Here is a 20537-nt window from a genome sequence, read left to right as displayed (position 1 = left end):
CTCTAAAAGGCCATGTAGCCGAAGGAGAAAGACATGCGCCACTTTGGCCTTTTTTAATACGACTTTAAACTGAAATGGCTATGGCAATAACGGTGATGGACTTTTTGGCAAGGAGACAAAGAGACAACCATGAGTCCATTCCAAGACTCTATTGTTCTGGAAAACCTTGCAATAGTCAAGCGATAATATTGGTTACACTTGGGATTGAAATATCTCCATTAACTTATTTTACGAGGAGACATTCTATATAAAAAGTTAAGAGAAAAATTCTAAAAAAGTAAAAAACATCTCTGCTGCGATAAACTTGAAAAGGCGACCGTTTTCTGTACAGAAATTATAAAGTGTTTTTCTTAAACAATCACTCTCCTAGTCATCGGTGTTTGATAGTTGAGGCTGCCGTGAATACGATGATGGTTCCACCAGCGAACATAGTCTTTCGTTTTAAGGGTGAGCTCTTCCAGCGTATGAACATTCTCCTGTTGAACAAATTCAATTTTAAATGGCCGATAGGTGCTTTCAGCCACGGCATTGTCATAAGGGCAACTAGCTTGACTAAGAGAACGGGTGATCTCAAAGGCCGCTAGCATCTCATCAATTAGCTGATGATCAAACTCCTTTCCACGATCCGAGTGGAAGAGATTGACCTTGGTCAGAGCATAAGGAACGCTTTGAATAGCCTCTTTCACTAAATCCGCCGTTTTATATCAGCCCGCTGACAGGCCAATAATTTCACGATTAAAGAGGTTGATCATGAGGCAAACGTAAGCCCATCGCTTACCAACACGGACATAGGTCAAGTCAGTGACAAGGACTTCTAAAGGCTAGTGTTGGTCGAATTGTCGATTTAAGAGATTAGCCTCGTTCTTCCCTTTAGAACGAGGCTTGAAGGCGGCTTTCAGGTAAGCAGAGACCAAATTTAGACGCTTCATGATGCGCCGAATCCGACGACGAGAGAGTTAGATGCCTTCAGCTTCTAGACACTTCTTGATTTTCTAGCACCATATCTGGCCTTGCTTTCAAGGAAAATACTTTTGATTTTTTCTTCAAGTTCAGCTTCAGATACGGGCTCAGTGGCTTTATAATAATAGCTAGAACGCGGGATGTTTAAGTAACGGCCATGGGCCATAATGTTGTATTTATCTTTATTAGCGGTGATTATTTCCCTTTTGGCTCCATAACGCCTGTGCTTGCTTTAGGATGTCAACCTGCATCTCAAGCTCTTTGTTTCGTTTTCTGAGCGCTGTTCAGCAGTAAGGTTATCAACGGTCTTAAAGGAACCAGTTGTTTTGGATTGTTTCACCCACTTATCGAAGGTTGATGGGGTTAGCGGCTCATATTCTCTGATGAGCTCACGACGCTTTTTCCCTGCTTGGTAAAGGTCTACGATTTGTTTTTTGAAATCATCCGTGAAGTGACGACGTGGTTTTCTAGACATAAAGGATTCCTCTTTTCTTAAGTTCAGTGTAGAACACTTTATTCTTTTGTCTAGTTTAGTGAAACCGATTCATACCAACCCCCATGGCTAAACGAGTGATCGCTTAACCAAAAACACGTTATAAAAAGTGTGCAGAAAAGGGTTGCCTTTTCAAACCACTTTGTTTCTTCATGTCTAGGCCTCGCCTCCAGATGTAAGTTTTGGTCAACTAACTTACAAAGGGTCTATTTTTAAAAATAGTCTCACAGCTTTTGACTTCCATGCCTCATCTTCAGTTTTTACAATCATCCCAAAATATCATTCCGAATTATGGCTGGTGACGAGACTACGTTATCCGAAAACGATAATTTTGTCATGCGTTTAGGTGGAGGACGTTATCCGTTCATAAGTTTTTTGGAGTTGGATAAAGAAACAGCTGGTAACTCTTTAAAAGAGTACCAGCTGTTTGATCTTTCTGCTAGAGAAGTAAAAGGTGTCGTTATGATTGATTATACAGGTTAGCGAACCTTAGTTTGCTTCTGAGAGTTTATGTAAATATCAGATGCCTTCTCCCTCAGCCTCGTCTTGTTTATCCTCAGATATCTCAGCTCTGGTCTCTGAATCATCTGTATCAGGCACAGTTTCCTCTAAATGATGACGGTTTTCAATCAATTCGTCGGGCTGAGTGTCCTTGTTTTCCACGGGTTCGACTGGGACGGTCTCTTCTGATTTACCACTTTCCTCAACTGGCTGTTCAAGGTCTTTTTCGGATAGCGAAGCCTCTGCTGGTTTGGCAGGAGTCTTAGCAACTTCGTAGACGATTTCTTGATCAAATCCTTCTTTTAGCTCTTCTTCGGTGATCAAATGTCGCTTGATAAAATGATCCCTTCTCAGGTTTACCCAAGAAACTAAATCCTCTTTTTCGGTCATATACTGTTGATAAGCAGGGCTGTCCAACAGCTCGTAAGTTTTAGCAGCCATCTGTGCTGATTTTACCTTATTTTTTAAGTCAACCGTTTCTGCTAGAGATTTTTTATAATCCCAAGAATCTCCTGTGTGAATCTGGATAAGCTTGTTTGCCACACTCTGACGTAAAGGATGGTCCAAGTAATCACCCTCGATATGGCGCAAGAAATAGTCGATATGTGCTGTCCGAGCTCCAATGTCATTCTTTTGACTTTCGATACGATCAATGGCAGAGCTGTAAGAATGGTATCGGTCTAAGATAGCCTCATCCTTTTGATTCAGTGCTTCAAGCCAGATTTTTTGATCAATATTGTAATCACGGATAACCTCTGAGGTTTGCTTGTTTAGCCAGCTGGTCAGTTTTGCCTGACGCTCTTCTGTTGAAGGAGGTGTCTGGCTGTCATTCTCTTTCTCAGTGTCATTCGGACTAGGTATTGAGGGATTATCTGGAGTCTTTGGAGTGTCCTCTTTATCTGTTTGAGGTGTCTCAGGGATTTCCTCGGTTGTGACAGGTTGATGTTCATTTGGGGTAGTTTCTGGTTGGATGGCAGGAATAACTTGAAGGTTACGGTCAAGACCATCTGCTTTTTCTTCGTTTGTGATGGCGTAGTGGAAAATATTTGCCCAGTGGTTAACATGTCCCACTAAATCATATTTTGCTCTGTTAACGTCTTCATACGACGATTTAAGTTCAACAGGCTGTTTTTGAGCTTGCTCAATGGCTTGTTTCACTTGATTTTTTAAGTTAACAAGCTCTTCTAGCTGCGTTCGAAAGGTTTGGTTGCGTTCGTCTTTCCTAAGAACCAAGATTTTTTCAGCGACTGTTTCTCTTAAATCAGTAGGCAAGAACTCGCTATCAACATGACGCAAGAAATAGTCCATGTAGGCCACACGTGGTAAGTGATCATTAGGGGCTGCTTCTGTGCGGGCAATTGCCTTGAGATAATGATCGATTTGATCCATATCTGTTAGATTTTCGCTTATAGTAGCAGATTTTAAGCGTTCTATCAAGGTTGAACTCTCACTGCCATAGGATTTCAGCGTTTTATCGCCTAGCTTTTTGATTTGGTCAGATAATTGGTTATAACGCTCTTCTAAAGGATTTTCGGCCATTTCAGAAGAAACATCGGGTGTTTCTTTTAGTATGTGACGTTTCTCAAAGTCTTTTAGAGCTTCGAGATAAGCCTGTGTTGATGACCTAGAGCCGCTGTCGATGTCAGATCTCTGCTGGTCTAAGACACGTAAAACTCGACGATAATCTAAACTTTCCGGGTCAAATGTAGCCTTAGCCAGTTCTTGGATGCGATCTAATTCTGCTTCAACGGTTTCTTTTGAGAAGTCCCCGACAGCCAAATGTGGTTTGATTTCAGGGAGACTATTTTCCTTGTAGGCTTTTAAGCCTTTTTCAGCGTTTAGGATATTGATATAGTGGTCATGGTCATGACCAGGTAGGACAAAGAATTTATCTTGTTCAACCTTAACTCGACTAACAGGAATGCCACTTAACTTAGAGAAGGCAAGTAACTCATTTTCGTAATCAAGTTCTGGATTGCCAGTCTTCTTAGGTATTTCGATGCGATCCAGAGCGACAGCGTAAGGATGAACGTGACCTGCATCAAATCTTGGATCAGGTTCATCGCTGTAATAGTCAATGGCTGGATCATAAGGTTGGTGAGGATGAGGGATAGCAAAAGTAACCAAGCCATTTTTGATTGAAACAGGCGTTCCTTTCAATAGACCGTACAGTTTTCTGACATGTGCCTTTAATTCTTTTTCTTCTTCAAGATGATGTTCAGGTTTTTCCATCTCATCATTGGAGATCAGTATGGTATGGAAATGGTCTTCATGCGGGTACTCAAAACCGATAACTTTGCCGTTAGAGGTTAGTGGGACAATCTGTTCTACTGGTAACTCCAAACTCTCAGCTAATTCACGGCGTTTTTTTTTAAGTTCTCTGGCAATGGGTTAGCATCCATGTCAGCAGCTGTCTCAGGTTCTTTATCAGCCATTGTAGTTGGTGCAGTTGCTGTATTAACCTTATCAGCAGGTGTCTCAGCATCTTCATCAGCCACTGTAGCTGGTGCAGTTGCCGTATTGATCTTATCAGCAGGTGTCTCAGCATCTTCATCAACCATTGTAGTTGGTGCAGGTGGCATTGTTTGTTTGTTACCATGCCCATCATCAAACGGTTGGGTCACATCAATGTCCTTAAGGTAAACGACATGGTGGTGGTTGCCGTGAGGGTATAGGAAGGCTTGCCCCTTGTCTGTCTCCATCAGAACAATGTGTTCAGCTGGAAGGTTGGTGTGCTTAGCAATATAATTCCGCTTGATTTCAACGTCACTAAGCTCGGATTCAGAAACGGGTTGTTCTGGGGTATCTGTCTCGGTTGGGAGATCTTCTTTAGGACTATCTGCTACTGCGCTATTCTCTGAAATATCCCCGCCCCTCGTTAACGGGAAATTACGTGCAATCCCATTAGGAATGTTTTGCTCATTTGGCTCTAATTCTTCAGCTGGGATATGGTTGTTATTAACCTCGAGATAGGTAATCGTCTTGTTGGGCTGGCTAAGACTTAAGCTAGACAGTTGATTATGACCGGCATTGAGTTGTTCCAGTGCTGTGAAGTTCTGGATGCCTTCTAAGGTGGTCAATCGGTTATGGCTAACGTTTAATGTTTCCAGTTTGGCAGGAGCAGTTGGTAAACGAAGGCTTGAGATTTGGTTTTCAGAAACGTTAAGTGTTCTGAGATTGGTAGCTCTGTCTACGCCTGAGAGACTAGAAATCGCATTGTGATTGGCATTTAAATCAACCAAAGACGGCAAGTGCTTTAGAAATCCTAGGCTGGTTAACCCACTATGTTCCGCTGTTAACTCTTCTAAGTTTGGCGCTTTTAGCGTTGCTAGCTTGACACCATCATTATGTGACACAAAGAGCCGTGTTAAATCAGATTTTTGAGAAAGTGGTGATAGGTCTGTGATCTTGTTATGATCTAGGCTGACAACCTTGAGTTTTGATAGATTTGCTAATGGAGTTAAATCGGTTAATTGGTTATAATCAAGGTTTAAGGATTCTAAGTTTGGCAAGTGTGATAAAACACTAATATCTGTTAAGTTGCTTCCGGTTACTGCAAGGGTCTTTAACTGTGGGTAATCTTTTAAGAAATCCAGCGAGGTCAACCCATTTTGAGAGATATCAATGCCTTCAAGATTTGGCAATTCTTTTAAAAAGCTATAATCGGTGATACCAGTATCCGTCAAGAAGAGATTTTTCAGTTGTTTAAACTTCAAAATCGGTGTAACATCGTCAATCTTTGTGAACCCAACACCGAGTGTTTCAAGGTTAGGCATTAGGTCTAAGCCGAAGCGTTTCAAGGCGTTTTCGCGTTGACCGATGTTCAGACTGGTGACCGTTGCCAACCAAGCTTTCATCTTTTCAGGATTGGTCTCAGTTGCAGGGAATGGTGTTGGTGCATCAGCATGGAGAATATCTTGGATAATCTCATCGTCAAAACCGATTGTTTTCAAGGTAGTGGCGCCAACGGCTTGATGGGCATGCGGATCAGCATGAGGATCTTCAATTGGCTGTCCGATGATGACCTTATCAGCTGCGATAGCATGACTGTGGTTGCCGTGTGGATAAACGAAGAGCTTTTGCCCGTTTTGGTCAGTGATTTGGATATCCTCTGGATTCAGCCCCAATTCTTTGGCCAAGTAAGCCTGTTTTTCTGCTAAAATGTCTGCTTCAGAAGATTCTGGCTCAGCAGGTACTTCTGGCTTAGTTGTCCCCTCAGGCTCAGCGGGTGCTTCTGGTTTAGTTGATACCTCTGGTTTAGCGGGAACTTCTGGTTTGATTGGATCAACTGGTTGCTCAGGTGTCTGTGGTTTGTCAGTTACTATTGGTTTTTCAGGACTACTTGGTTTTGGTGTCACGGTAGGAGGTGTTGGTTTAGTAGTATCCTCCTTCAGCAGGTGCTTCCATTTAGACCTCGCTAAGTCACTCTTAGGAATCAGGTGGAGGTGCCCGTCGTGGTCAACTAAAAGTCCTAGGTCTGTCCAGCCCTTGATACCAGAACCATCAAAGAGGAAGCCATCACTAGTCGGATGATCGATCCCTGCAATTTTTCCTGATGGCGAGGATACGCCCGGCGATGTTGAGGAGTGTGGTTTTTCGGGAACGATTGGAGTGTGGCTATGCTCTGGTTCAGTAGGCGTTTCTGCTTGGTTACTTGGTGCTCCAGCAAGACCAGGAGCCTGAGAGTTGGTAGCAGGACCATTAGCCGGTTTTCCTGAAGCGTAAGCACCGCCTAGACTGGATTTTGGAATATAATGGAAATGGTCATCATGGCGAACGGTATAACCGAACTCATCTTCTGCGACGATATCAGCTGGATTGAAGACATAATGATGTCCGTCGTTGGCACTCGTCTTTCCTGAAGGTGTTGTGGCGCTAGCGATAGTACTAGAGGGTTTCTGACTCAGATCTGCACCTTGAGGAATAAGGTGAGCAAACTTAGTGTCTTTTAAATCAGAATAGAAAATAAAGTGAGAGTGCCCATCGTGGTCGACCACAATACCGTCCTTGGTCTTAGACAAAATCTTAGAATCATCCGCCAGCTGGAACCCGTCGCTGGTCGGTACAGTAACTCCAGGAATAGCTTTTTCAGTTCCTTTTGATGCACTAGCAGATTTTTCCTTAGGATAGTAATAGAAGCGGTCTTTGAGCTTAATGATGTAGCCTTGTTCAACTTCATACTGGACATCTTTTTTGTCTAGCTTATAATCTTTAGGTGCTAGCGTTTCTTCTGAGAATTTGGCGTCTTTAGGCACCTTCCCCTTGACAAACTTAGACTGGCCATCGACTAGGATGGTGTAGCCATCAGCCTTTATTTCAGTGATAAGACTCTCTTGTTTCTTGTCAGAAGAAGGTGTCTTTTTACTGGATGACGAGGTTGTTTGTGAGGTTGAGGTTGTAGTAGTTTCGGTTGCGGTCTTGGTCTGGCAAGCAGTCAGCGCCAAGTGGCAAACTAAAACTAAACCTGTTAAGGGGAGCCATTTTTTCTTTTTCATGATAATCCTTTCTACAGCTTTCAAGGTAATGAACTGGTTAATTATATGATTAACTAGTTCATTATATATCAAAAAAGGGATTATAGCAAGTCTTTTATGATTTTATGATAAAATAGTAGAAAAGGAGGCAGACGTTATGAAATCTACCATTTTACAAAAGATTAAAGATTACCCTACCATTATTATTCACCGGCATGTTAGACCTGATCCAGATGCCATCGGAAGCCAGGTGGGTCTCCAGAAATTATTGCAGCGTCATTTTCCAGAGAAAGAGATTTTAGTGGTTGGTCAGGATGAGCCAACTCTGTCTTGGTTAGCCGGTATGGACCAGGTGAGCAATGAGCAGTACCAAGGTGCCCTAGTAATTGTGACAGATACAGCCAATCTGGAACGAGTGGATGACCAGCGCTATAGCCTGGGAGAGTGTTTAATCAAGATTGATCATCATCCTAACGATGAGCCGTACGGGGATTTGGTTTGGGTAGACACGAGTGCCAGTTCAACTGCTGAGATGATAGCCCAATTTGCTTTGGACAATGGCTTGGATTTGGATGACTACACAGCTAAGCTACTCTACGCAGGCATTATCGGAGATACGGGACGTTTTCTGTTTCCCTCAACTTCTGCTAAAACATTGGAAGTCGCTAGTGATCTGAGAAAGTATTCCTTTGATGCGGCTGAATTGGCGCGTTATATGGATTCTTATCCTTATAAGATTGCTAAATTGCAGGGCTATGTTTATGATAATTTAGAGACAGATGGCAATGGTGCGGCGCGCGTGGTTCTGACTCGAGAGCTCTTACGCCAATATGATCTGACGGATGCGGAGACATCTTTGATTGTTAATGCTCCTGGTAAAATCTTAGACATTCAGGTTTGGGCTGTTTTCGTGGAGCAGGAGTCGGGAACTTATCGAGTTCGCTTGCGCAGCAAATTCGTTCCGATTAATCAGATTGCCAAAGCTCATGATGGCGGCGGCCACCCTCTGGCTTCTGGGGCTAATTCTTACTCCCTGGCTGAAAATGATGCCATCTATCAAGCCCTTCGTGATTTGGTAACTCCGAAATAGTTCATTCGTCTAACGGGTATATTTTTGACTGATTGTTGAGCGGATTAGCTAGCTTGGAGGGAGTGACATTTGATCTTTTAGAAGCTAGAAACGTTTCTCAGCCTAAGCATTCAGCTCATTGCTTATTGGTTGCTGTCATTTCTATTTTTTGGAAAGACAGACAGTTTGCCTGTGTCTCAATTGTGTAAAGACAACGGATGGACCAACTGACCAATACAGGTTTTAATTGTCATTTAAATTCAACACCTGACTATACGAGCTTGGGGTATTAGATGATTCAGTTGATGGCCACCAACTAACTCAGAATTTGCTTTTTATTTAGGATCAGACGATCTAAACCTCACTGCTGTAAAAATAATAAGCCCTGGCTAAATGGCCAAGGGCTATTTGTAGTAGTTGAAAGAGCTTAGTCAATCATACTTCGGTAAATGCGTTTGTGGTGGTCAATTGCAATTAGGGCAAAAGGACTAGGATCGTTTGGAAGCGGAGAGCTGTTGCCTTCTTCATCAATAACAATGGTCTCAAAGAAGACCTTCTCATAATCAGCCACTGAGATAGGGGTTCTGTTGGCTAACTTTTCTAAGCGATTAGATTGTAGCAGATTCTCGTAACCTTGGACAAGGGTACCTGAGAAGAGTTCGCAGACTGCCCCAGAACCGTAGCTGTAAAAGAGGATTTGGTCTCCAGCCTTGAGTGCCTTGCTTTGCTCAATAAGAGAAAGAAAAGAGAGGAAGAGAGAACCGGTATAGATGTTTCCTACCTGTTGATTGTAACGAATGGCTTCCATAAAGCGTTCTTCCTGCGCTGGGCTAGGGTTCAGAGCGCGTAAGCCTTTGAGTCCTTGTTTGGCAAAAGGAATATGTAAGCAGACTGCCGCAAAATCTTCCAGAGATTTTGCATGTTTTTCCTTATAGTAATTGAAAGTAGTCGTCAAGCAATCTGTGTATTGCAGCGTGGAGAAATGACCGTCTACTTGAGGATAGGGGCTGTAGTTTGGTCTCCAAAAGTCCATCACATCCCGGGTTTGGTAGACATTATCGCCGTTCAAGGCTAGGATGCGTGGGTTGGCGGTTACCAGCATGGCAATGGCACCGGCTCCCTGGGTTGGTTCGCCACTAGACTGAAGGCCGTATTTAGCAATATCGCTGGCGATGACAAGAACTTTTGAATCTGGACGTGCCAAGATATGGTTGTAAGCCATTTCAAGGCCTGCTGCTGCAGAATAACAGGCTTCCTTGAGCTCGATGGAGCGAGCAAAGGGCTGAATGCCAAGGAGACCATGAATGTAAACAGCTGCTGCCTTGGACTGATCAATACCAGTCTCAGTTCCTAGGATAATCATGTCAATATGGGCCTTGTCATCGTCATCTAGGATAGCAGCAGAAGCTTGGGCGCCAAGAGTAACAATGTCTTGGCTAAGAGGGGCGATAGCCATGGCTTCTTGCATCAGGCCTAATGTATATTTATCAGGATCAACTCCCCGAGCTTTAGCTAGGTCTGTTAAGCGCAAGACGTATTCTGGCAAAGCCAATCCGATTTTATCAATACCAATTTGTGTCATTTTTATACCTCATTTTTAGGGCAGGGAAACGGCCAAGCTAATGCCTTGACCACCTCCAATGCAAAGGCTGGCGATCCCTGTCTGCCCTTCTCGTTTTCGCAACTCGTGAATGAGTGTCACCAAAATTCGAGCGCCACTGGCACCGATAGGATGGCCAAGTGCGATTGCTCCACCATTAACATTGACCTTTTCAGCCTCTAAAGCTAATTCTTTTTGGACAGCTAAGGCTTGGGAAGCAAAGGCTTCGTTGAGTTCAAAAAGGTCAACGTCATTGACCGTTTTATTGAGTTTTTGAAGCAGTTTTTTGGTGGCTGGAATTGGTCCTAGTCCCATGACTTGAGGATCCACACCAGCCGTTGCCCAGCCATCAATATAGGCTAGCGGTACTAAGCCAAGCTCTTCCACCTTTTCTTGGCTGGCTAAGATGACAAACGCAGCACCATCGTTAATCCCCGAGCTGTTACCTGCTGTTAGTAGCCCCTCTTTTTGGAACGTTGGACGCAACTGTGCTAGTTTTTCCAAACTAGTCTCGCGGGGGTGCTCATCTGTGTCAAAGAGGATTGTTTCTCGCCCTTTTTGGACAAGGATTGGAACAATTTCGTCACTAAATCGTCCATTTTCCTGGGCCCTTAAAGCCTTTTCTTGACTGTGTAAGGCAAATTGATCCAATTGGTCACGGCTGAAGTGGTACTGCGCTGCAATGCGTTCAGCAGTCATTCCCATGTGTTCCCCGTCAAAAGCATCCGTGAGCCCGTCAGTCAATAAACTATCTTCTAGAGTTTGATGGCCTAGCTTGGCACCGAACCGCAATTGTTTGTCGAGGAAGGGCGCTTGGCTCATGAGTTCAATACCGCCGGCTACGACTAAATCACTGTCGCCGACTAAGATAGCTTGAGCAGCTAGCTGGACACTTTTTAAGCCCGAACCGCAGACCTTATTAACGGTAAAGGCTGGAGTAGTTTGAGGCAAGCCAGCTGCAAGTGCAATTTGGCGAGCTACATTTTGTCCTTGGCCAGCCGAGAGAACATGGCCTAAGATGACTTCGTCAATAGCTTGGGGAGGGATAGACTGTTTTTCCAAGGCAGTCTTTAGGACAGTGGCTCCCAAGTCAGCCAGTTTGATACGGGAGAGGCTGCCGCCGAAACTACCAATAGCAGAGCGGTAAGCCGCTACGATTGCAATTTTTGTCATGATTGCGCCTTTCTTTTTCATTGCTGGACTATTATACCATTTTTCAGCTTAAATTTTAATCGAAAGTCTCCTAACTCTAAAAATCAGTCTTCAGTCCGAGTCATTTCCGAGAAGATTGAAGAAAGAATTTTGAAAAAGGATAGCTTTTTTCATGTTTTTTTTGTAAAATAGTAAGAGTAATACAGGCGCAAGCCTTTAAAATATAAAGGAGAAACCATCATGGTAAAATTGGTTTTCGCTCGCCACGGTGAGTCAGAATGGAACAAGGCTAACCTCTTCACAGGTTGGGCAGACGTGGATTTGTCTGAAAAAGGAACACAGCAAGCGATTGATGCTGGTCAACTCATCAAAGCATCAGGTATTGAGTTTGATTTGGCCTTCACTTCTGTATTGAAACGCGCCATCAAGACTACAAACCTTGCTCTTGAAGCTGCGGATCAACTTTGGGTACCAGTTGAGAAATCTTGGCGTCTTAATGAGCGTCACTACGGTGGCCTCACTGGTAAAAATAAGGCAGAAGCTGCTGAGCAGTTTGGTGACGAGCAAGTTCACATTTGGCGTCGTTCGTACGACGTTTTGCCACCAGATATGGCAAAAGATGATGAGCATTCAGCACACACAGACCGTCGTTACGCTCACCTAGATGATTCTGTTATTCCAGATGCTGAAAACTTGAAAGTTACTCTTGAGCGTGCCCTTCCTTTCTGGGAAGACAAGATTGCACCAGCTCTTAAAGACGGCAAAAACGTTTTCGTAGGTGCTCACGGTAACTCTATTCGTGCTCTCGTAAAACACATTAAAGGTTTGTCAGACGATGAAATCATGGATGTGGAAATTCCAAACTTCCCACCACTTGTCTTTGAATTGGACGAAAAATTGAACATCATTGACGAATACTACCTCAGTGGAGAGTAATAAAAGAGTCTGGCTTGGGACAATTGACTTGCCAGTCATTCTACTAACGGAAGTTAGACAAAGAGTGCTAGCTCCTGTAGACAGGTTGTCACGGATGAGTGACGTCAAAAATATTCCAACTGAGGTTGGAAATGGAAAAACTCGCTAATAAGTGAGTTTTTTTCTATGGGTTAGAGTTTTAGGATGGTTTACTGAAAGAAAGGATAACTAGACGAGAGACTTTTTAAGATATTTGGTATTGTCAAATCCCAAAAATGCATGAATATAGAAATTATTTAGAAATTTTAAACAAAAACTCTTGACGTAGGGACTCTTTTGAGATAAGATGGGGAATATCTATTTTGAAAAGAGGTTATGATGAAAAGAGTTCTAATGATTTGGGGTCGAATGAGTTTGATCAGAAGGATTGTAGCTGGCGTCGTATTAGGTGTGATGCTTGGCTTGCTTTTGCCGAAGTTATCTGTCATTGGTTTGTTGGGGGATCTCTTTGTAGGAGGGCTCAAGGCGATTGCGCCACTCTTGGTCTTTGCTTTGGTTGCCAATGCCCTATCTCGAACGCGTCAGGGGCAAAAGACCAATATGCGGACAGTTGTCATGCTTTATCTATTCGGGACGTTTTTGGCAGCTTTTGTGGCTGTGCTAGCCCATTTTCTATTCCCGGTAAGTCTGGTTTTACCTGAAGCGGGTGTAGCAGACGTTACGCCACCGCAAGGTGTTGGCGAAGTTTTTCAAACCCTATTGATGCGTATGGTGGATAATCCAGTGAATGCCGTTGCTACCGGAAATTACATCGGGGTACTAACTTGGGCAGTGATTTTTGGTTTAGCCATGCGCTCTGTGAGTGAGGCCACTAAGCACCTCCTTGATACCTTCGCAGAGGTCACCTCTAAAGTGGTTGCTGGTATTATTAATTTAGCTCCGTTTGGGATTATGGGTCTGGTTTATAACACTATTGCGACAAATGGTCTTGGCATTGTAGCAGCCTATGGTAAGTTGCTTGTAGTTCTGGTTGGGTGTATGCTTTTTGTGGCTTTAGTAGCTAATCCACTGATGGCTTTTGTCATGATGCGAACCAATCCTTATCCCCTGGTTTTCCAGTGTTTGCGAGAAAGTGGTGTGACAGCATTCTTTACACGATCGTCAGCAGCCAATATTCCAGTTAATTTGAAGCTATGTGAAAAGCTAGGGCTGGATGAGGACACGTATGCGGTCTCTATCCCTCTCGGTGCGACGATCAATATGGCTGGTGCAGCTATTACCATCACAGTTCTTTCCTTGGCAGCAGTGACAACCTTGGGGATTGAGATTGACTTCGCCTCTGCTTTAATCCTTAGTCTGGTAGCTACTCTATCTGCCTGTGGTGCCTCCGGTGTTGCGGGAGGATCCCTGCTCTTGATTCCAGTGGCTTGTAGCCTTTTTGGAATTTCAAATGACATTGCCATGCAGGTTGTGGGGGTCGGGTTTATTATTGGTGTGATCCAGGATTCTTGTGAAACAGCGTTAAATTCATCGACAGATGTCTTACTAACTGCAGTAGCAGAACGCTCTATATGGAAGCGGAAAAAAGAGGTTTGAACCTCTTTTTTTGTTCAGCGAGCACTTGTGTCTTTAAACGAAGACACCTTGATTAAACGGTCTAGATGGATTATAATGGTTAATAGAAAAATATGGTTTTAAAGAAAAAGTTGGAGGTGTTGATATGATTGAATTTCATGGTGTGACAAAGGTTTACGATGATAAAGTGGCCTTGGATCAACTGAATTTAACAATTAAATCTGGCGAGATTGTTGGCTTAATCGGCCACAATGGGGCTGGAAAGTCAACGACCATCAAATCTCTGGTCAGTATTATCAATCCAACCTCGGGAACGATTACAGTTGATGGGTTGAATTTAGCGGAAAATCGTTTGGCCATCAAAAAACGGATTGGCTATGTTGCAGACTCGCCCGATCTTTTCTTGCGTTTGTCAGCGGATGAATTTTGGGACTTGATTGCCAGCTCATACGGTCTTAGCTTAGAGGAAAAAGAAACACAGCTCAATCGTTTTATGGACCTTTTTGATTTAACTGAAAATCGTTACCAAACGATTGAGTCCTTCTCACACGGGATGCGCCAAAAGGTCTTTCTTATCGGTGCTCTCTTGCCCAATCCAGACATATGGGTCTTGGATGAGCCAATGACAGGTTTAGATCCACAGGCTGCCTTTGACCTCAAGGGGTTGATGCGCCAGCATGCCGATGAAGGCAATACTGTTATTTTTTCAACCCATGTCTTAGAAGTCGCTGAACAAATCTGTGATCGTATTGCCATTTTGAAAAAAGGTCAATTAATTTACTTTGGGACCATAGCAGAGCTTAAAGCCTTACACCCTGATAAACCACTCGAAACGATTTACCTTGGGATGGCTGGTCGTGAAGCAGAAAGTGCTCCTGTAGCGCCTGTTGAGGAGGTGGCCTATGAGGCTTAATGTTGTTAGAAAACTAGCCCAACTCAACTTGATTTATTCGCTTCAAGCTACACAAATTGATAAATACCGCAAAAAGCAGGTGGCTAATCCAGACAAAAAGGCCAATGTGACGCGTAAAATTTTGAGGCAGTACCTCTTTTCAGGTATTGTTTATCTCTTTATTTTTGGGACTTACAGTTTACAAATCCCGTTTGAAACCCTGCCTGGGATGTTTACTCGGTTTTTAGGGATTTTTATGATCATGACCATGTTGCAGGCTTTTTTGAGCATGTACAATGTTTTTTATGAGAGTAAGGACTTACAGTCCTATCGAAGTTTGCCCGTGACAGAGCTAGAGGTTTTTCTTGGCAAAGGGGCAGTTGTTCTCATTGCTAGTTTGACCTTTCTCTTGCCGTTATTACTTTACTTGGTGCTGATTCATTGGCGATTTGGCAATGGCTTGTGGTGGGGGATTCCAGTAGCCTTGCTATCTTTTATTCTCCTGGTTTTGGTCATGACACTAATCACAATTTTAGCGGTTCATTTCTTGACCAAGACCAATGTCTTTCGCCAGTACAAGAAAATAGCTTCAGGAGCCATCATGGTCGTTTCGATTATTGGTTCGGTAGTTGCCATGCTCAGTCTTCAAAACACCTCTTTGTCCTATTTAGATGGGGAGATGGTTGAATCAGGTGCAGGTTTTGCTCCGTTATGGCTTTTTTATGGTTTAGCTGAGAATCCATTCTCCCTTAAAGTTGGTCTCCACCTTTTGGTATGGCTAGGAGTGGGAGCTGTCTTAGCGCTTATTGTGAAACACCGAGTCTTACCGAATTTTTATGACGCAGCTCTTGAAACGAGTACAGCTGTCTCTGTTCGTAAAGCTCCTAAAAAGGCAAAAAAACAGGCAGGACAACGGACTTGGAAGCAGCAGTTGTGGCATTATCATCTTGGCCTTATTGCCGATCCTACAACGCTTTTTACCTTTGTTATCATGGCATCGATGCTTGTTGTCATCATGATGGTGCCGACTCTTATAGGAGCACGTGACGTGCTGATCGCTATTGACTATCATATCGGGTATTTGTCGATGGCTGTTTTCTTCGGTATAGCCTATGCCATTATGTCAGCAGGGGGGCTATCTAGTATTATTATTTCCTTAGATCGGGAGAATTTTAATTTCTTCAAGACCATGCCCTTTGATATGAGGAGCTATTTACGCTTCAAATTCTGGTTTGCTTTTTTGATTGAAGCCATGATTCCAACGGTGGTTTTGCTGGCATTGACCATTTGGCTACAGCTGCCTTTCTACCTATTCTTGGGAGCTTTAGTTGCATGGCTGTTGACGGCTTATAGTATGGAAAGTTTCTATTTTATTCGCGATTATCGTTTGCTGGAGCTGAATTGGCAAAATGTTACCCAGTTAGCTAATCGTGGCATGGGAAATGTTGCTAAAACAATTATTCTTCTGGTCTCTTTTCTCGTTTTTATCGGTCTCATTGTTTTTGCAGGAATCCTACTTAACACGGCATCACTTCTTGTGAACCTCATGTTAGCTTGTGTTGGACTTGTGATATTGTTGGTGATCGCAGGTGTTACCTATCGGTTGTCTCAAAAATACTGGGAAAAACAGGATTTAGGATAGTTTACCAACTGTTGAATAGGCTTGTTTGACTATAAGAAAACACCCCTTGTTTCTAGTTAACTAGATTTCAATAGGGGTGTTTTTCTGATGTCTCACATTTTGGGAGGACTACAAAACGCTAAGTGGCATTTTTACAAGTGATAAAGAAGTCCAAACGAAGAAAAAATAAAGATTCTTTGCCAATATCAGAATGAAGGGAGAGCCCTGGCTTACCTTTGCCTTAGCTTAGGGCGTTCGGATAAGACCTAAGGAAGTGGTTGTATCACTATAAATTAGCTATTATTGACGGTGTAAAAGATAATCGAACTTGGCTCAGATAGCCTAAAGAAACAAAAGCACAAGTGCTTAAGAATTAGCTTATGAGTGATAGGTTGGTTTTCAGTTTTCTATCGCCTCTTTAGCCAGCCAAGCAGAGACAGATCCTGCCTTGACAGGGAATGTTCCCCAACCGTCTTCATCAATGGTGACTTCAAATTCATGATGTCCGAGACCGTCAACAAAGGTTTTGCCAGCATTTAAAATGCCAACATGCATTCGTTTTTCGGCGAAATTAGCATTGCTTAGGATAACTGCTAGGCCGTAAGGGTGTTCTTCCGTCCCTAATTGTGTCCAGCCGATACAGTTAGGATCATCAAAGTAGTCGATTTGTTCCCCATAGGCGTGATTAGCACGTAGGTAGAGGAGCTTGTCTAAAATATCTTGGAAGCTTGCCTGGCTGAACTCTCCTGAAATGCCATAATAGTCACCATAAAAGACGCAAGGAAGCCCTTCTTGCCTGAGGAGGATTAAGCTATAGGCCAAAGGTTTGAACCAGTCATCCACAGTGGATTCGAGGGCTTGTCCTCGCTGGGTATCGTGATTTTCCACAAAGGTCACAGCAGAGGTTGGAATGTGCTCAACGAGACTACCTTGGAAAATTTGGCGCAGGTCAAAGTGTTCCCCAGCTTGGCTAGCTTCGAAAAAGTTCATATGAAGTCCGACATCTACCAAATCAAAGGTAAAGTCTGTCTCATTCAGATACCGGTCATTTGACTTGAAACTGTCCTTCCAAAATTCCCCAAAAACGTAAAATTGTTCGCCGTAAAGGGCTTTGGCTTCCTGAATCAAGCCTTGGATGATGTCTTGGTCAATATGCTTGATGGCATCCAGTCGAAAACCTTCTATACCAGTTGTGGCGACAAACCATCGCATCCAGTCATAGGTATGGGCTAAGACATCGGGGTGACTGTAGTCAATATCGGTAAACATGAGGTAGTCGTAATTGCCTTTTTCGCCATCGACCAACTCATTATCAGCCCAGCCTTTATGATCGCCTAGAATCATGTAAATACCGGTCTCCTGATGCTTGGCATCAAAGTCAGTTCCTGAAAAGTGGTACCAGTGCCATTCAAAATCGCTGTAAGTTTTATTTCGACCCGGAAAGTAGAAATGGGTCCAAGCCTCTATTTCAAAAGGATCTGAAAGGGGAACTTGACGGTTATTGGGGTCCATCCTGAGGACCTGAAAGCTCTCCAAGTCATCTCCGTTAGCTTTGTGGTTGAGAACGATATCTGCAATCGGTGAGATACCAGCCTCTTTTAGAGCTCTGATGGCGGCTAAGTAGTCGTCTTTGTGGCCGTATTTGGTGGCAATGGTCCCTTTTTGGTCGAATTCGCCTAAGTCAAATAGGTCATAGACGCCGTAGCCGACATCATCTGGGCCAGTCCCCTTAAAAGCCGGTGGCATCCAGACCTTGGTGATGCCTATAGCCGCGAGGTGCTGACTATCTTGTGCCAAGCGTTGCCAGTGTTTTTGGTCGCTGGGCAGATACCATTCAAAGTACTGCATGATGGTGTGATTTTTCATTGCTTTCTCCTTTATTGCTCATTGTTATTATAGCATATTATTTTCTAAGCAAAGGCAATGAGGGATGGCGTCGGAGGATTAATACGGATTTTCCCTCTTTAGAGGGTTTATCAATTTTTCGTGTATAGACGTGCTCCTCTTATTTATCTAGTCGGGGAAGTGTAACTTTTGGATAGTCAGAGTCGGTGTAAATGGGATGAGGAGGTGAAAGGCAACCGGTAAAAGCTCCTTTAAATTCCTGTCCTAAAAGAAGGGTTGAGTGAGGAGAATTTTAAAAAATTGTGATAAAATAAGGATTGACTTTTAAGGGAGGGGGATTAATGGTTGGCTTTAGGGAGTAAGCTAAATTTAAACGAGCCGCGTTCAAAAGGCTATCAGACGGTTACAACCAAGCGCTTGTATGTCCTCTTTGCTCTGATTATTGTTCTGTTTACCGTTTTAGTTGCGCGTCTGGCGCAGATGCAATTGGTTCAGACGGACTTCTATCAAAAGAAACTAGCGACAGCTAGCCAATTGACGGTGACCAGTGCCTCTGTTAGGGGGCAGATTTATGATAGCAAAGGCCTTCCCTTAGTTGATAATAAGAGTTTTCAGGCAGTGGCTTTTACCCGTTCTAATACGATGACGGCCGCTCAGATCAAGGCAACAGCGAATGCCTTGGTGACTTTAGTTGACCTAGAGGCAGTTACATTGTCAGATCGGGACAAGATTGATTACCATCTGGCTGATCCTGAGGTCTATGCTGAGGTTGTTAATGCGCTGCCCAAGGAGCAACGTTACGATGCAGCTGGGAATCGCTTGTCTGAAGGACGAATTTATGCGCATGCGGTAGCCAGTGTCTCTGCCGAGAATTTGACCTACAGCTCAGATGAGGAAAAGGCTGTTAAACTGTTTAATCAAATGAATGCAGCAGCTAATTTTGAGACCGTTACTTTGCATACCAAGCCCCTATCTGCGAGTCAGATTGCAAGGATTGCCAGTCAAGGGGATACTCTTAAAGGAATAGCAGTCAAGACTGCTTGGCAAAGAGAGGTTTTACCAACTTCGCTAGCTAGTATTATCGGCAATGTTTCCACAGAGCAGGCAGGCTTACCGCAAGAGGAAGCGGATTATTATTTAGCACAAGGTTATTCCCTAAATGACCGTGTCGGAACCTCCTATCTTGAAAAACAGTATGAGGCTTATCTGCAAGGAAGACGTGAACTCAAAGCTGTCCATTTGGATAAGTACGGTAATTTGGAATCGACTAGTATTGAGAGTGCTGGCGAGAAGGGAAAAAATATCCAGTTGACCATTGATTTAGCCTTTCAGGATGGAGTCAATAAGATCCTCGAAGCCTACTTCCGAAAGGAGTTAGCCAATGGGCATACGACTTATTCTGAAGGCATTTATGCAGTTGCGCTCAATCCTGAAACGGGAGCTGTCCTTGCTATGTCGGGGTATCAGCATGATGTAGGAACGGACAAGCTTAAAGAGAATGCTTTGGGGACAGTGACGGATGTCTTTGTGCCTGGCTCTGTGGTCAAGGGAGCAACCCTTTCCACTGCCTGGCAGCAAGGAGTGCTTCAAGGCAATCAAACCTTGGTTGACCAGCCGATTGTCTTTGCAGATTCAGCGCCGATTACATCTTGGTTTACTCAGTTTGGCAATCAAAGCATTGATGCGATCCAGGCACTGCAGTATTCTTCTAACACCTACATGGTCCAACTAGCCCTCAAGTTGATGAAGGAGGATTACACGCCGAATATGATTCTTAGCACGAGCCACCTCACAGAAGCTATGATGACCCTTAGAGAAGGCTTTGGTCAATATGGTTTAGGGGTACCAACAGGAATTGACCTGCCGGTTGAATCGCAAGGAATCGTCCCAGATCAATACAGTGTCGGCAACTACTTGACCAATTCTTTTGGGCAGTTTGATAACTATACGACGATGCAATTGGCCCAGTATGTTGCGACCATCGCCAATGGCGGCCATCGTATGGCGCCTCGCTTGGTTAAAGGCATCTATGACAATACAGAAGAGGGAGGACTGGGAGAATTGATTGAACCGGTTCCCTATGCTTTGCTTAATCAGGTGCCTTTAACAGGAGAGCAACTGGCTCTCCTGCAAGAAGGGTTTTATCAAGTGGTGCATAATCCTTCGGGATACACTACAGGCAAAACGATTGGGCAAGGGGAAGCAGTGCCCATCTCTGCTAAAACGGGGACTGCCGAGACCTTTGTCACCACCAAAGAAGGAGAGCAAAAAGCAGCTATTAACTCGAATGTTGTGGCCTATGCTCCTAGCCATAACCCCCAGATTGCAGTTGCGGTTGTCCTGCCTCACAGTACGGATTTGGAGACCAAGACCAGCCATCTAGTGACGAGAGATATCATCAATCTCTACCATCAACTTTACCCTATGAACTAAAGGAATT

11 protein-coding genes and 2 pseudogenes are annotated in these 20537 nt (G+C 43.7%); 7 read left to right on the top strand and 6 right to left on the bottom strand.

Going from position 1 to position 20537, the window contains the following annotated elements; translation table 11 throughout:
* Positions 1-350: 350 nt before the first annotated feature.
* Positions 351-1435: pseudogene (locus tag HF992_RS00580) on the bottom strand (IS3 family transposase).
* 309 nt (positions 1436-1744) lie between these two features.
* Here HF992_RS00580 and HF992_RS00575 point away from each other — a divergent pair.
* Complete coding sequence (locus tag HF992_RS00575; protein ID WP_168548126.1) at positions 1745-1936, top strand: hypothetical protein; 192 nt, start codon at positions 1745-1747, stop codon at positions 1934-1936.
* Between the two features lie 36 nt (positions 1937-1972).
* Here HF992_RS00575 and HF992_RS00570 read toward each other — a convergent pair whose 3' ends face one another.
* Positions 1973-4297, bottom strand: a complete 2325-nt coding sequence (locus tag HF992_RS00570) for a hypothetical protein (protein ID WP_168548125.1) — start codon at positions 4295-4297, stop codon at positions 1973-1975.
* A 665-nt stretch (positions 4298-4962) separates the two neighbouring features.
* Positions 4963-7449 (bottom strand): annotated as a pseudogene (locus HF992_RS00565) (pneumococcal-type histidine triad protein); the annotation flags it as partial.
* A 136-nt stretch (positions 7450-7585) separates the two neighbouring features.
* On the opposite strand from HF992_RS00565, the gene HF992_RS00560 reads away from it, so the two are divergent.
* Complete coding sequence (locus HF992_RS00560) at positions 7586-8518, top strand: DHH family phosphoesterase (protein WP_168548123.1); 933 nt, start codon at positions 7586-7588, stop codon at positions 8516-8518.
* Between the two features lie 406 nt (positions 8519-8924).
* Here the strand turns inward: HF992_RS00560 and HF992_RS00555 are convergent, their stop codons facing one another.
* Both HF992_RS00555 and HF992_RS00550 read right to left on the bottom strand, forming a co-directional pair.
* The gene (locus HF992_RS00555; RefSeq protein WP_168548122.1) at positions 8925-10079 is read right to left on the bottom strand and encodes a hydroxymethylglutaryl-CoA synthase; all 1155 of its coding nucleotides are present in this window, start codon (positions 10077-10079) and stop codon (positions 8925-8927) included.
* A gap of 15 nt (positions 10080-10094) precedes the next feature.
* Positions 10095-11270 carry an acetyl-CoA C-acetyltransferase gene (locus HF992_RS00550; RefSeq protein ID WP_168548121.1) on the bottom strand — a complete coding sequence of 392 codons (1176 nt, stop codon included), beginning with the start codon at positions 11268-11270 and terminating at the stop codon, positions 10095-10097.
* A gap of 219 nt (positions 11271-11489) precedes the next feature.
* Here HF992_RS00550 and HF992_RS00545 point away from each other — a divergent pair, with 219 nt between their 5' ends.
* The 4 genes from HF992_RS00545 (at position 11490) to HF992_RS00530 (ending at position 16273) form a co-directional block, all read left to right on the top strand.
* Entirely contained in the window at positions 11490-12185 is a 696-nt protein-coding gene (locus tag HF992_RS00545; protein ID WP_168548120.1) for a phosphoglycerate mutase, read from the top strand.
* A 357-nt stretch (positions 12186-12542) separates the two neighbouring features.
* On the top strand, positions 12543-13760 hold the full coding sequence (gene sstT, locus HF992_RS00540) for a serine/threonine transporter SstT (protein ID WP_168548119.1): 1218 nt from the start codon (positions 12543-12545) through the stop codon (positions 13758-13760).
* Between the two features lie 124 nt (positions 13761-13884).
* Complete coding sequence (locus HF992_RS00535) at positions 13885-14652, top strand: ABC transporter ATP-binding protein (protein WP_168548118.1); 768 nt, start codon at positions 13885-13887, stop codon at positions 14650-14652.
* On the top strand, positions 14642-16273 hold the full coding sequence (locus tag HF992_RS00530; RefSeq protein WP_168548117.1) for a hypothetical protein: 1632 nt from the start codon (positions 14642-14644) through the stop codon (positions 16271-16273). Before HF992_RS00535 ends, HF992_RS00530 begins: the two co-directional genes overlap by 11 nt.
* 378 nt (positions 16274-16651) lie before the next feature.
* On the opposite strand, the gene HF992_RS00525 is transcribed toward HF992_RS00530, so the two are convergent.
* Entirely contained in the window at positions 16652-18118 is a 1467-nt protein-coding gene (locus tag HF992_RS00525) for an alpha-amylase (protein ID WP_168548116.1), read from the bottom strand.
* A 324-nt stretch (positions 18119-18442) separates the two neighbouring features.
* On the opposite strand from HF992_RS00525, the gene pbp2b reads away from it, so the two are divergent.
* A complete protein-coding gene (gene pbp2b, locus HF992_RS00520; protein WP_210729376.1) occupies positions 18443-20530 on the top strand; it encodes a penicillin-binding protein PBP2B in 2088 nt (695 codons plus the stop codon).
* Positions 20531-20537 lie beyond the last annotated feature (7 nt).

The organism is Streptococcus ovuberis (assembly GCF_012396585.1).
Taxonomy (GTDB): domain Bacteria; phylum Bacillota; class Bacilli; order Lactobacillales; family Streptococcaceae; genus Streptococcus; species Streptococcus ovuberis.
Note: the sequence above shows the minus strand (reverse complement) of the source record. Positions and strands in the feature narration are given on the sequence as shown.